This is a genomic window from Sutcliffiella deserti (assembly GCF_020037475.1).
Taxonomy (GTDB): domain Bacteria; phylum Bacillota; class Bacilli; order Bacillales; family Bacillaceae_I; genus Sutcliffiella_A; species Sutcliffiella_A deserti.
In genome coordinates this window covers 613,452-627,621 of the sequence record NZ_JAIQDB010000001.1, presented here as the reverse complement: position 1 = coordinate 627,621, position 14,170 = coordinate 613,452, and the positions used below count along the sequence as shown (strand labels likewise).

The following is a 14,170-nucleotide window of genomic DNA, read 5'->3' as shown; positions in this document are numbered from 1 at the left end:
ATGGTAGTCCGTTGTGGGATGAATTTATCTAATGAGGAGATGTTGAGGGATGGAAAAAGTGAATGTGATTCGAGCGCCTAGGGGCAGTAAGTTGAATACTAAGGGTTGGGTTCAAGAGGCTGCATTGCGTATGTTAATGAATAATCTGGATCCGGAGGTTGCGGAAAATCCGGAAGAACTTGTTGTGTATGGTGGAATCGGAAAAGCAGCAAGAAACTGGGAAAGCTATGATGCGATTATAGCTTCCTTGAAACAGTTAAACAATGACGAAACGCTGCTTATCCAATCAGGGAAACCTGTAGCGGTCTTTCGGAGTCATGAAGATGCTCCGCGAGTTCTGCTAGCCAATTCTAATTTAGTTCCTAAGTGGGCAAATTGGGAGCATTTCCATGAGTTGGATAAGAAAGGACTCATGATGTATGGCCAAATGACAGCGGGTAGCTGGATCTATATTGGAACACAGGGGATACTACAAGGCACATATGAAACCTTTGCAGAAGCAGCCAAACAACATTTCAACAATACACTAAAAGGGACAATTACAGTCACTGCTGGATTAGGCGGAATGGGTGGAGCACAACCACTTGCTGTCACGATGAATGGCGGAGTGTGTATTGCGATTGAAGTGGATGAGCATCATATTGACCGCAGGTTGGAAACAAAATATTGTGATATAAAAATGACTAGATTAGAAGAGGCAATCAACAAGGCTGAAGAATATAAAAAGCTAGGAAAACCTCTTTCTATCGGTCTATTAGGTAATGCTGCTGAAATCTTACCGCAGCTTGTAGATAGAGGGTTTATACCAGATCTTTTAACCGATCAAACTTCCGCACATGACCCATTAAATGGCTATATCCCGATAAATACAACTTTAAAAGAGGCTTCCTTTTTAAGAAAAAATGAACCTGAGCGCCTTATTAGTTTAGCGAAACAGAGCATGGCTGAGCATGTTAAAGCGATGCTTGCGCTCAAACAAAGAGGAGCAGTAACTTTTGATTATGGGAATAATATACGCCAAGTTGCCTTGGATGAGGGAGTAATCAATGCATTTGATTTTCCTGGATTTGTTCCAGCATTCATTCGTCCACAATTTTGTGAAGGTAAAGGTCCCTTCCGTTGGGTAGCATTATCCGGTGATCCTGAGGATATATACAAAACCGACAATGTAATTTTAAAGGAATTCGCAGACAACGAGCATCTTTGCAATTGGATTAGAATGGCACAGGAAAAGGTTACATTCCAGGGTCTTCCCTCCAGGATCTGCTGGTTAGGTTATGGAGAGAGAGCTCGTTTTGGGAAAATTATAAATCAAATGGTAGCAAGTGGAGAGCTTTCAGCTCCGATTGTGATTGGCCGGGATCATTTAGATTGCGGTTCCGTTGCATCTCCTAACAGAGAAACAGAAGCAATGCTTGACGGTAGTGACGCAGTGGCAGATTGGCCAATATTAAATGCGCTTATCAATGGAGTGAATGGAGCTAGCTGGGTATCTGTTCATCATGGTGGTGGAGTTGGTATGGGGTATTCGTTGCATGCAGGAATGGTTATTGTAGCAGACGGAACAGAAGCCGCGGGACGAAGAATAGAAAGAGTCTTAACTTCTGACCCTGGTATGGGTGTGGCCCGTCATGCGGATGCTGGATATGAGCTTGCTAGAAAAGTAGCAAAAGAAAAAGGAGTACAAATTCCATTACTAAAGGAGAGTGAGTAACTGATGCTACTAGATATCCTCTTAATTAATTGCAAGGAGCTTTTAACAATGGACCATGAAACAAAGATGGTCCGGGGGGAGCAAATGAACAGTTTGCCACATGTAAAAGATGGTGCGATAGGATGGAAGGATGGGGTAATTGCATTTGTAGGAACATCTACGGAAGCAAAAAGTATTAAAAGTAAGAAAATTATAGATTGTAATGGTAAGCTCGTATCACCAGGTTTGGTTGATCCACATACACATCTTGTATTCGGTGGTTCGAGAGAACATGAAATCGCATTAAAGCAACAAGGTACCCCATATCTGGAGATTCTTAAACAAGGCGGAGGCATCCATTCCACCGTGAAGGCAACACGGGAAGCTAGTTTTGAACAGCTGTATGCAAAAGCTCAATTTCATTTAAAGAGATTAATAAGCTATGGCATAACAACCATCGAAGCAAAAAGTGGCTATGGGTTAGAGAGGGAGACTGAATTGAAGCAGCTTCAAGTGGTAAAGGAGCTTGCAAAAAATATGGATATGACTATTGCCTCCACCTTTTTGGGGGCCCATGCCATACCAATGCAATATAAAGAAAATCCAGAGGTGTTTTTGGGAAACATGGCAGAGCTTTTTCAAGAAATTAAAGACCAGGAGTTAGCCGAATTTGTCGATATTTTCTGTGAGGAAGGCGTATTTTCCTTAGACCAATCTAAAGCGTACCTCTCACTAGCAAAAGAAGCTGGCTTTTCAGTTAAAATACATGCAGATGAAATTGTAACTCTTGGTGGAACTGAATTGGCCATACAAATTGGCGCGGCATCGGCAGATCATTTAATCGCTGCATCCGACTTGGCGGTTGATATGTTTGGTTCATCTAATACCGTTGCAGTTCTATTGCCAGGTACTACGTTTTACTTAAACAAAGAATTTTATGCGAAAGCGCGCAGCATTATTGATAAAGGGGGATCAGTCGCTTTGGCAACAGATTTTAACCCTGGTAGCTCTCCGACAGAAAATATACAATTTATTATGAATTTAGCAATGCTGAAGCTTAAAATGACATGCGAGGAAATATGGAATGCTGTCACAATTAACGCTGCAAAAGCAATTAAAAAAGAAAATACCTCTGGTAGATTGAAAGTGGGAAGACGTGCGGATGTTGTTATTTGGAACGCTCCAAACTATCAATATATTCCTTATCATTATGGAATAAACCATGTTCACACTGTATTTTTAAACGGTCAAGAAGTCGCAAAGGGAGGGGCATATATTGATGAATAACAAGCCAGAATACTTGCGAAAAGCAGGTGCCCCCTTATTTGTGGACCGTCATTATCCAAAAGCAGCTGAACTTTTATTAGAATGGAAGGAAGGTGAAAGGATAAATGGACCGGGTCTTATTGGAGTTCCACTTTCTAAACCATCGATCAGCCATTCTGGGGCGAGTTTTACACCAGGAGTAGTAAGGAAGCTTCTTCAATCCTATTCTACCTATGCAATTGAGGATGAAAAGGAATTATTAAATGGTACACCGATAATAGATATAGGGGATATATTTATGCACGCTACAGATATAGAAGAATCCTATATAAGAATCGAAGAAACGGTGTCTTCTCTCTTGAAAGAACAACCTTCATGCATTCCGCTTTTTATAGGCGGTGACCATTCTATCACTTACTCCACCTTAAAAGGAATGTGTAAGAGAAAAGGTCAGATCGGTGTCATCCAATTTGATGCACATCATGACCTGCGAAACACCGAAGATGGTGGACCAACGAATGGCACACCCTTTCGGAGATTATTGGAGGCAGATGTGCTAAAAGGAGAGAACTTGGTTCAAATTGGAATACGTAATTACACTAATAGTTCTTTCTACCACCAATATGCCAAAGATAAAGGGATTCGAATTTTCACAATGGGTGATGTGAAAAAACAGGGAATCGTTCCAATTGTTCAGCAAGCAATCCAATATCTAACAGATAAAGTGGACTTTATATATATTTCTCTAGATATAGATGTATTAGATCAATCCTTTGCACCAGGGTGTCCTGCTATAGGACCTGGTGGGATGACAAGTGATGATCTTTTAGAGGCGGTTCATTTACTAGGCGGGGAAAAGTCTGTATGCGGGTTAGATATAGTGGAGATTGATCCTTCCATAGATTTTCGCGATATGACAAGCAGAGTTGCTGTTTATTGTTTATTGGAATTTTTGCGGGGACGTAACGCAGTAAATTAAGTATCGGCCGCTTATATTTGAGCGGCCGATATCATTTTATAGTTGTGGATAATTTATTCTAAGGTAAGCAGCGTCCAGCTCCAGGCGTCAGAGACTATCAAACTTCCCTTGCCTCTGATGCGTAAGCTCAACATCGAATCGTTAGCGCTCTTCGTGTTTCCTTATTCTCTGGGCTCAGTCCAGTTTATACTTCTCTAAGCGGGCGCCTTGCGCTTTTGTTACTAGCAAGCTTTAATTCTCTTTCCACAGTTTATACAACGCCTGTGTTCCACTATTCTCTTCGCCGCCTTCAGCTAGTTTCACGTACATTTCCTTTGCAAGTGCCAATCCGGGAACGTTCAATGACATACGCTCAGCCTCATCAAGTGCGATGCTCATGTCCTTGATAAAATGCTTTACATAAAAACCAGGTTCAAAGTTATCTGCTATTATACGAGGTGCAAGGTTACTAAGAGACCAACTTCCTGCTGCACCACTCGAAATGCTCTTTAGCACCTGTTCAGGATCTAAACCTGCTGCATCTGCATATGCAAGTGCTTCGCATACCCCAATCATGTTAGTCGCAATCGCAATTTGATTACACATCTTCGTATGCTGTCCTGCTCCTGCATCACCTTGGTGAATGACGTTTGTCCCCAATGCTTGAAAGACTGGGAGGCAGGACTCAAAATCATTCTTCTCTGCACCAACCATTATCGTTAATTTTGCCTCTTTCGCTCCAATATCTCCACCAGAAACAGGAGCATCTAGACTATGTATATTTTTTTCTTTTGCTTTAAGATAAATCTGTTTTGCAAGGGTTGGCGTAGAAGTAGTCATGTCTATAACATAGCACCCCTCAGGAGCATTTGAAATAATGCCATTCTCCCCAAGATAAACTTCTTCTACATCCTTAGGATAACCCACCATTGTAATGACATAGTCAGCTTGTTTTACTGCCTCCCCTACACTATTCGCCCAACGAGCGCCCCGACCTAAAAGACCAGCAGCTTTTTCCTTGGAACGAGTAAAAACCACCACATCCCAACCCTTCTCCAACAAATGCTGTGCCATACTACTTCCCATCACACCAGTCCCAACAAACGCAACCGTTTTCTCTTCTACATTCATCATCGAATTCCTCCCGGGGTCTGGCCCCTAATCAAAATTTAATATTTGTTAATGATATTTTATAATTATAGCAAATCTTAGGGTAGTGGTTGGGTTGTGAATCTTATTTTGGCAAGAAAGTTTTTGTTAAATCTGTTTGCTGCAGGTTCAAAGTTGTGAGAAAGAAAGGTGTTTATATTATGGTATAATTGTTATAATATTTAGAAAATAAAAATGATAGAGAAGCAATGTAGGAGGGGAGGGAACTAAGGTATTGCAACTGAAGAACTGGAGTAGAATGAAGTGCAAATTAGTATAACAGACAGATGAGGGTCGGGGTATAACGGAAGAAATAATCGAAACATTAGGTGAGCCCTCTTTTCAACAAATCAACTGGAACCAGCTTAGGGTTGATGATTACATTCAATATTATTAAAAATAATCATGGGTAGGTTAGTGCAAAAAGTGAAGAGAATAGGGGAACGAAGATTATAGTGAAATTCCCGAAGGTCCTAGATAGTAAATAATACTTATGTACTAGTTCTTTATATCTTTATACTAATAGATTCTGATAGACACATTAGTTTATGATAGAAGAGTACTCACCTAAGGGTATGAAGAACTCCAGTTGGGAAGTGACTGTTCATTGTGCCAGCTGGGGTTCTTTTTGTCTACAGAAAGCTATTTTGGCATTGATTATTACTTTTAGGTCAGAGCTAAAACAAAAAATCACTCTTAATTTTGAGTGAATTGGACAGTAAAAAAAGAGCCTTACAAAAATAAAAACTATTCGGAATGGTATGATGGATATGATACATAAAACAACTGATTTTCACATATCTCAGATATATATGGTGTTTATCTCCGTAATTGGCTGGATTGTCGTTTTTTCTCAATTTTTTTCACTTGAAGGGTTTTCCTTTTCTTTAAATCTGTTCCTATTAGTAGTTTTTTTAGGAATATGTGAATACTACCCAATGCCTGTCCCAAGAGGACAAACTACACTTACCTTTCCAATCATTTATATGATTTATGTAGTTTTTGGAATTGACCAGGTAATTATTCTTTATGCCTTTATTGTATTAGGAGTAAATATATTACACCAACGGCCAAGTAGGATCATGTTTTTTAATCCTGCACAATTAGTGATCAGTTTTTACTTAGCTCACCTTATCCATTTGGCTGTAATGGAAAAGATATCAGATTCCTTAGTTTCACCTCTTTTTCTGGGAATGTTAGGATTTATCCTAATGATTTCACTTTTTTACTTTATTAATAATATTATTGTAGATATTGTCCTCTGGTTAAGGCCAGAAAACTATCCCTTCCGGTTCTGGTGGGGGAAAACACAAGGAGAACTGATTAGTTTTATTATCGCTTTTATTTATGGATGTTTGATACATATACTTGGAAGTCAGAATCGTGGAGAAATAGATTCCTTTTCTTTCTTTTTCTTTTTTTCACCTCTTGTAGGACTTTCTTTACTAAGCTCCATCATCGCAAGGCTTAAAACAGAGAAAAGTCGGATTCGCGCCTTATTCGATTTTTCATCTGAATTAAATAAATCTATACCTACAAGTGATTGGGTAAAGATAATCAGAAATCTCTTAAAGGAAGTAATGCAATATGAAGATTGCCTCCTTTTATTGAAAGAAAAGCATCAATGGGAAATCACTGTGGTTGAGGGAGAGTTGAATACTCCTATACTTGATAAACAGATGGTACTTGAGCTAGAAAGCTTAAAACAATTGCGTGTTTACGATGATAAAAAAACCGGTAAAGGGCCATTATTATCCTTACTAAGACAATCTACCCGTTCCGTAGTATATGCTCCCATGCTATTTGAAGACCAAGTAATTGGGTGCTTTGTGGTAACAAGAGCAAGAACTAAGGGCTTCACTATTGAAGACACCAGGGCAATCGCAACCATCTCCAACCAGCTGGCAGGTTTTTTCAAAACAAAACAACTTGTGAGTGAACAAGAGAGGCGAATCATTTTAGAAGAACGGAATCGAATTGCTCATGACATTCACGACGGAATTGCCCAAAGTTTGGCTGGTGCAGTTATGAAGCTCGACACCTCCTATAAAAAGCTTGATACAAATCCTGCAGATGCCAAACTACTTATTTCTGATAGTACTAAAAAACTTCGGGAAAGCTTGAAGGAAGTAAGAGATTCTATTTATGCTTTACGCCCATATCCAACAGAACAATTAGGATTTCATTTAGCTGTAGAAAGGAAGATAGCAGATTTGAAAAAGGATACATCCTTTCAAATTAACATACAGCTAGAAGAAAGAGGGAAACGTGGGCCGATAAGTCCTATGACTGAAAAAGTCATGTTCAGTGTATTTCAGGAAAGTATACAAAATTGCATAAAGCATGCCAAGGCAAGTGAGCTACAGATTTTAATTAGTTACCAGACCGATCATATTGTGCTGAAAATGACAGACAACGGGCAGGGGTTCTCGCTCTATCATGCGATGATAAAGGCAATGAACAATCCGCATTACGGTATCCTCCAAATGAACGAAGCCGCAGAGAAAATAGGGGCTGCCTTGCAGATTGAAAGTAAAACGAATAAAGGGACAGAGATTACTTTAACTGTTCCTAAATTAGGGTTAGAGGGGGAAGCGAACAATGATTAATGTGATGCTTGTCGACGACCATGCTATCCTGAGAGATGGTTTAAAATCCATTGTCTCTTTAGAAGATGATATGGACGTTATTGGAGAAGCAACAGGTGGGAAGGAAATGCTTGCCCTCTTAGGGAATACTATTCCAGATGTTATTGTAATGGATATTAACATGCCGGAACAAAATGGAATTGAACTTACTAAAATAGTTAAAAATGAACATCCGGACATCAAGGTTCTAATTCTTACCATGTATAAGCATGATGAATATTTTATGACTGCTTTAAAAGAAGGCGCAGATGGATATTTGCTGAAGGATTCCCCTTCAGAACACGTGATTGACGCAATAAGGACGGTTTTCAGAGGAGAATCAATCATCCATCCTGCTATGACGAAAAAATTAATAAGCTATCATCAGCAAGAATCGCAAATCAAAGAAGAATCCTCCCTAACGGAAAGGGAGAAAGAAGTATTAATCTGCCTCGTAGAAGGACTATCCAATAAAGAAATAGCTCAGCGACTCTTTATAAGTGATAAAACCGTTAAAATCCATGTTAGTAAAATTTTTAAGAAGCTAGACGTAAAAAGTCGATCGCAGGTGGTTATCTATGCGGTTCAAAATAGGCTGGTGCCTCTCCCATAGATTCGAATTTCATTAACATGCGATTTACAGAATATTCCCTATACAAAATATATAATCGATAGTAATATAGGAGATTAATCTTTGGAATAGGAGCATTTAAAAATGAAACAGCATGAGCAATGGACATCAAAACTTGGTTTTATTTTAGCAGCAGCAGGTTCTGCAATCGGTCTTGGAGCTATTTGGAAATTCCCTTATATGGCTGGGACCAACGGAGGCGGCATATTTTTGCTTCTTTTTATCTTATTTACTTTGCTCATTGGAGCGCCAATGATCTTAGCGGAGTTTATTATAGGGAGGTCTACCCAGAAGGATGCTATTACTTCCTATAAAGTTCTTGCGAAAAATTCGAAGTGGCATTACATAGGGGTTTTAGGTGTAGTGGCATCTTTTATCCTTTTGTCCTTTTATAGCGTTGTCGGAGGATGGATTGTGGCCTACCTTGGAAAAAGCTTTATAGGTGGACTCGCCCATTTATCTTTAGAAGAATATGGCGAGCTATTTGGACAGACAATCTCCAGTCCTTACCAGATTCTTCTCGCACAGTTTATTTTCCTGTTAATTACTGTCTATGTAGTCCAAGCAGGAGTTCAAAGTGGAATCGAAAAAGCTAGTAAGATTTTAATGCCATTATTATTTATCATATTTATGATCCTTTTAGCTCGGTCGATAACTTTGGAAGGAGCTGCCGAAGGAGTTCGCTTTTTTCTTCAGCCGAACTTTTCACTCATCACTCCTAACACTTTCTTAATGGCCTTGGGACAAGCTTTGTTCTCTTTAAGTGTCGGAATATCCATTATGGTCACTTATAGCTCCTATCTCTCCAAAGGGGAAAACTTAGTAAAATCTGCAGGGTCAGTAGTAGGGTTAAACATATTAATTTCCCTTTTATCGGGACTTGTAATTTTTCCTGCGGTTTTTGCATTGGGATTACAACCGGATGAAGGACCGGGGCTTGTGTTTGTTATTCTTCCAGCTGTCTTTGATCAATTGCCATTTGGTACGATTTTTTTAGCGATGTTTTTAATTCTCTTACTATTTGCGACACTCACCTCCGCATTTTCTATCCTTGAAATCATCGTGGCTGTTATAGTAAAGGATAATCAAGGGAAAAGAAGGAAAACGGCTTGGATTACCGGATTAATCATTTTCCTTCTGGGTATCCCGTCTGCCTTATCATTTGGTGTACTATCGAACATCAGAATTGCGGATTTGGGAATTTTTGATATGGCGGATTTTTTAGTCAGCAATATCGCCTTACCGCTAGGTGCATTTATGATATCCATCTTTGTTGGCTACCGAATACCGAAAAATATTTTACAGGATGAATTTTTCCAAGGATCCACTCTGAAAAAAAGTGTTTTCCAAGTTTGGTACTATCTTATAAGATACCTTATTCCAGTCGCAATTTTAATTGTGTTTATTCAGTCACTAGGGATTTTCAAGTGGATTCAGTCGTTAGGAAATCTATAGGATATAAAAGAATGCCGAAGAGAACTTCTCTTCGGTGTTTTTTTTTAACTATTCTAGGAGGATAAATATCTCTTTATGGTTGGTCACTCGCAAATTTTTTCATTTTCTACTACCAAAGTAGTAACAAGGATAGTACATATACTCTGTTTTTTATAACGTATGACTAATTGGTAGAGCTTAAAGGGTATGAGAAGATATAGTAAGTTAACTTACTATTCAAAAATTTTAGAAAGGGGAAATTTTATGAGAAAAAAGGTTTCATTATTATTTGTGGGGGTTCTTCTTTTCAGCATGCTCCTTTCATCTTTAGGGGTTCAAAATTACAAAACAACAGCTGCAACTAGTAAAACTGCATTACTGGATAAGGTTTTGGAAAATGTTCTTCAAGCTGTAAACGGACCTGTGGAGGTTATTATCACATTTGACCATGATGGTGGTGTAGAGGAAGCGGAAGTCAATCTTCTAAAGGCCATCGGAATTAATAAAGCTATTACCTTTCAGAGCTTACCAATTGTTGGTGCATTAGCTACGAAACAACAGGTGGAGCAACTCTTAGAGATGGAGAGTGTAGTCTCCGTTTATTATAATCAAAAACTTCAATATGAAAACGAAGGATCTACCTCTATTACAGGAGTTGACAGAGTAAGGACGGATGAAAACCTACGTTCTAAAAATGGCGGCTTTCCGATAAGTGGAAAAGGAATTGGTGTGGTAATTAATGATAGTGGAGTGGATGGAACTCATAACGATATTAAACTGGGGCGAAATTTAATCCAAAACGTATTTGCCAGCTCTAACTTAAATGCATTAACTGGAATCTTGCCTATTACTTACTTAGAAAATGTACCAAACACGGATAGTGATTCAGGACATGGAACACATGTTGCAGGAACAGTCGGTGGCACAGGTGCAATGTCTGGAGGGAAGTATGAAGGTGTAGCTCCAGGTGCTAACTTAATCGGGTACGGATCAGGAGCAGTTGTTGCCATGCTTGATACTATTGGTGGCTTTGATTACGCCTTAACACATCAGCAAGAATATAACATTCGCATTATCACGAATTCCTGGGGAGCTACAAGTGATGCAGGTACAGACTTTGATCCGAACGATCCAATTAATATCGCAACAAAAAAGCTTTATGACCGCGGTATTATAACTGTATTTTCAGCGGGTAACTCGGGTTCAGCAGAAGCAACCATTTCAGGTAACTATAAAAAAGCACCTTGGGTTGTTACAGTAGCAGCAGGGTCAAAAGAAGGAGATTTAGCAGACTTTTCTTCCAGAGGAGTGAAAGGGAAGGGAGGAAGTGTGGAGGTAGATGGTGCTACTTTCACCTGGCAGGACAGTCCCACCATAACGGCACCGGGAGTGGATATTATATCGACAAGAGTTTTCTCCCCTCTTTCAGCATTAAGTACGCAGAAGGATTTAGAATTTATATCTCCGGCACACCTTCCATATTATACAACGTTTAGTGGTACTTCCATGGCAGCGCCACATGTTGCCGGTATTATAGCGTTACTTTTGGAAGTAAATCCACAACTCGATTCTATGGAAGTAAAAGAGATTTTACAAAATACAGCTACAGAAATGAAGGGCTACGAAGACTGGGAAGTAGGAGCAGGCTACGTTAATGCCTATGAAGCTGTAAAACTAGCTTATAGTTATTAAAAAACTATTATATTTTGTGAATAAAGGATTTGTTGTATCCAGTTGTTTCTTGCCGGTGATTGGAGCCGGTGGTGTTTAATAGTGCTTATATGTAAAGGAAAATAAAAAAACGGAAAGAGGTTACTAAATGAAAAAAGTGTTTGCTATTTTCTGTGCGATGTCCCTGATCCTATCGATGTTTTCTGTGGTTGGTGCCCAATCCCTACAGTCGACTGTTTCTGTCGTAAATGAGAAGGTTTGGTCTGAATTAGAGAATGCTACTAGCACTGCCCAAGTTATCATCACTTTTAAAGGGGAAGAAAAACCAACGGATGTTCAGCTCGGTCTTCTTAATGAATTGGGTATTACCTCAGCTGTCACCATGAACTCTTTACCCATAGTAGGGGTGCTTGCGACAAAGAGGCAAATAGAAGCTTTAGAAAGCTCTCCTGAAGTTTTATCCATTTATTTAAATGAAGAAGTAGAATACTATAATGCAGAATCTACTGATGTTACAGGTGTAACTAAACTGCGTACCGATAATGAGTTTAGAAAATTGAATGAAGGTCTACCTGTTTCTGGTAAAGGGGTAGGGGTTGTAGTGAACGATAGTGGTGTAGATGGTACACATAAAGACCATGAATTAGGCCGCAATTTAGTTCAAAATGTATTAGGCTCTACTAACCTGCAAAGTATCACTGGGATTGTCCCGATTTCCTATACCGAAAACATTCCAAATACTGATTCTAATTCGGGACATGGTACGCATGTAGCGGGAACAGTAGGAGGAACTGGTGCAATGTCTAGTGGTAAATACGAAGGAGCAGCTCCTGGAGCAAGCTTGATTGGCTATGGATCTGGGGGAGCACTCTTTGTTTTGGATGGAATTGGTGGCTTTGATTATGCCATAACCCATCAGCAGGAATATGATATCCGAGTTATAACAAATTCTTGGGGCTCTAGTGGAGATTTTGATCCAAACCACCCTATTAATATTGCCAGTAAAAAAGCATATGATCGAGGAATTGTCGTTTTATTTGCCGCTGGTAATGAAGGTCCTGCAGAAAATACACATAATCCTTATGCGAAAGCTCCTTGGGTTATTTCGGTTGCAGCGGGTGTAAAGGATGGAACGTTGGCTGACTTTTCTTCACGGGGAACGAAAGGTGTCGGTGGAACTTTTACAATGGAAGGAAAAGAGTATACATGGGAAGACCGCCCGACTTTAACTGCACCGGGTGTAGACATTGTTTCTACGAAAGTGGTATCACCATTAACTGCACTTTCAGCTGAAAAAGATTTGGAGCTTATTGAAACAGCACACCTCCCATACTATACAACAATGAGTGGTACTTCCATGGCAACTCCACATGTAGCAGGAATTGTGGCACTTATGCTTGAAGCAAATCAAAGTTTGTCACCAGACGATGTGAAAAACATACTGCAGGCTACTTCGACAAATATGCCTGGATACGAAGCGTGGGAAGCAGGAGCTGGCTATGTTAATGCTTATGCAGCAGTGGACGCAGCATTTCAAAATAAAAACTATGGCTCCACATTAAATAAGAACCAAACATTCAACTCGAGCGTTGAAACAGCCACTTCTAGAGAAGATTTTGAGATTAACAGTTCTCTTTTAACAGAGGGTTACTATGAGTTTCAAGTAGAAAGTGATTTGACTAGCTTACTAGCAAGGGTTGATGGAAAAGGTCTTCTTGAATTGACAGGAAATCCAATAAACCTTGTTTTAGTTGGTCCCGATGGAACAGAATACAGCTCGGGAGTAAGTTTATTGTTTCCCCTTTATACAGATCGGGTAGTTATGGTGGATAATCCGATACCAGGACAGTGGAAGGCAGAGATTCGCGGATTAAAAGGGGACCCATTGAATCCAATTGGAATCTCCCTCCCGGAAAGCGTAAAAGGATCTCTTGCCTTTACAAAAATTAGTGGATTTTCGGGTCTGAACGATTTAAGTGGCCACCCAGCAGAAGCGGCAATCCAGCTAGGTATCCAAGAGCGTTTATTTGACGGTAATAAAGATGGACGCTTTAAACCGGATTCTAAATTGAGCAGATTAGATCTTGCGAAATCTTTATTAATGGGAGCAGAAATTCGCCAAAGTCTACCAAACCAGGCAAGTTTCGAGGATGTTTCTGAAGAAGCGTTCCCTTTTGTTGAAGCAGTAATAGCTAAAGGAGCAGCATTCCGTGATCAGTCACACCAGTTTAGGGGCGTGATGCTTCCATTGGCATCCGGAAAATTCTCTCCAAAAGGGGATGTATCAAAAGCAGAACTTGCTTACTCCCTTGTTCAAAGCCTAGGATTGGAAAAAGAAGCAATGGCACACAGTGGTGATGTAAAAGTTACTTACAAGGATGAGCGGATAACATTAAAGGATCAAGCGAGCATCCCTCAGGAGCTTAAAGGTTATGTTCAAGTTGCCCTTGATTTGAATATCTTAAATGCGAAATTTTCTGTTACACAGGGAAAATACGATTTGAAACCGAAAGTAGAAGCGGAATTTGGACCTGGTGAAACGGTCACAAGAGGCGACTTTGCCGTAGCATTTACAAGATACTACCACGCATTTTTTAATTAGAATTTTACAGGAGGAAGAGTGGGAAACCCTCTTCCTTTTTTGAAGGCGAAACTTTTATAGTATTACTCGGAAAAAATTTCTTTTAAATTATAGTATTACAATTTTTTCTATTGGGAAAGCGCATCTATAATTTGAGTTT

At 39.6% G+C, this 14,170-nt stretch carries 9 protein-coding genes; 8 read left to right on the top strand and 1 reads right to left on the bottom strand.

Translation table 11 applies throughout. From position 1 onward, the window contains the following. Nucleotides 1-49 precede the first annotated feature (49 nt). From hutU to hutG, 3 genes are read left to right on the top strand one after another with little or no spacing between them, the layout of a single operon-like run. Nucleotides 50-1,714, top strand: a complete 1,665-nt coding sequence (hutU, locus tag K9B36_RS03005) for a urocanate hydratase (protein ID WP_223700516.1) — start codon at nucleotides 50-52, stop codon at nucleotides 1,712-1,714. Between the two features lie 3 nt (nucleotides 1,715-1,717). Beyond that, entirely contained in the window at nucleotides 1,718-2,980 is a 1,263-nt protein-coding gene (gene hutI / locus K9B36_RS03000; RefSeq protein ID WP_223700515.1) for an imidazolonepropionase, read from the top strand. Further along, nucleotides 2,973-3,938, top strand: a complete 966-nt coding sequence (gene hutG, locus K9B36_RS02995) for a formimidoylglutamase (protein WP_223700985.1) — start codon at nucleotides 2,973-2,975, stop codon at nucleotides 3,936-3,938. The genes hutI and hutG overlap by 8 nt, the downstream gene beginning before the upstream one ends. Nucleotides 3,939-4,169: 231 nt before the next feature. Here hutG and K9B36_RS02990 read toward each other — a convergent pair whose 3' ends face one another. Continuing rightward, nucleotides 4,170-5,051 carry an NAD(P)-dependent oxidoreductase gene (locus K9B36_RS02990; RefSeq protein ID WP_223700514.1) on the bottom strand — a complete coding sequence of 294 codons (882 nt, stop codon included), beginning with the start codon at nucleotides 5,049-5,051 and terminating at the stop codon, nucleotides 4,170-4,172. A 785-nt stretch (nucleotides 5,052-5,836) separates the two neighbouring features. On the opposite strand from K9B36_RS02990, the gene K9B36_RS02985 reads away from it, so the two are divergent. From K9B36_RS02985 to K9B36_RS02965, 5 genes are all read left to right on the top strand, one after another. Next, complete coding sequence (locus tag K9B36_RS02985) at nucleotides 5,837-7,675, top strand: GAF domain-containing sensor histidine kinase (protein WP_223700513.1); 1,839 nt, start codon at nucleotides 5,837-5,839, stop codon at nucleotides 7,673-7,675. Beyond that, entirely contained in the window at nucleotides 7,668-8,306 is a 639-nt protein-coding gene (locus K9B36_RS02980) for a response regulator (protein ID WP_223700512.1), read from the top strand. The genes K9B36_RS02985 and K9B36_RS02980 overlap by 8 nt, the downstream gene beginning before the upstream one ends. A 102-nt stretch (nucleotides 8,307-8,408) precedes the next feature. After that, nucleotides 8,409-9,779: a sodium-dependent transporter gene (locus K9B36_RS02975; protein WP_223700511.1), complete on the top strand. Its 1,371-nt coding sequence runs from the start codon at nucleotides 8,409-8,411 to the stop codon at nucleotides 9,777-9,779. Between the two features lie 243 nt (nucleotides 9,780-10,022). Further along, nucleotides 10,023-11,450 (top strand): S8 family serine peptidase, encoded by a 1,428-nt coding sequence (locus K9B36_RS02970; RefSeq protein WP_223700510.1) that lies wholly within the window; start codon nucleotides 10,023-10,025, stop codon nucleotides 11,448-11,450. A 127-nt stretch (nucleotides 11,451-11,577) separates the two neighbouring features. Next, a complete protein-coding gene (locus K9B36_RS02965) occupies nucleotides 11,578-14,031 on the top strand; it encodes a S8 family peptidase (RefSeq protein WP_223700509.1) in 2,454 nt (817 codons plus the stop codon). Nucleotides 14,032-14,170 lie beyond the last annotated feature (139 nt).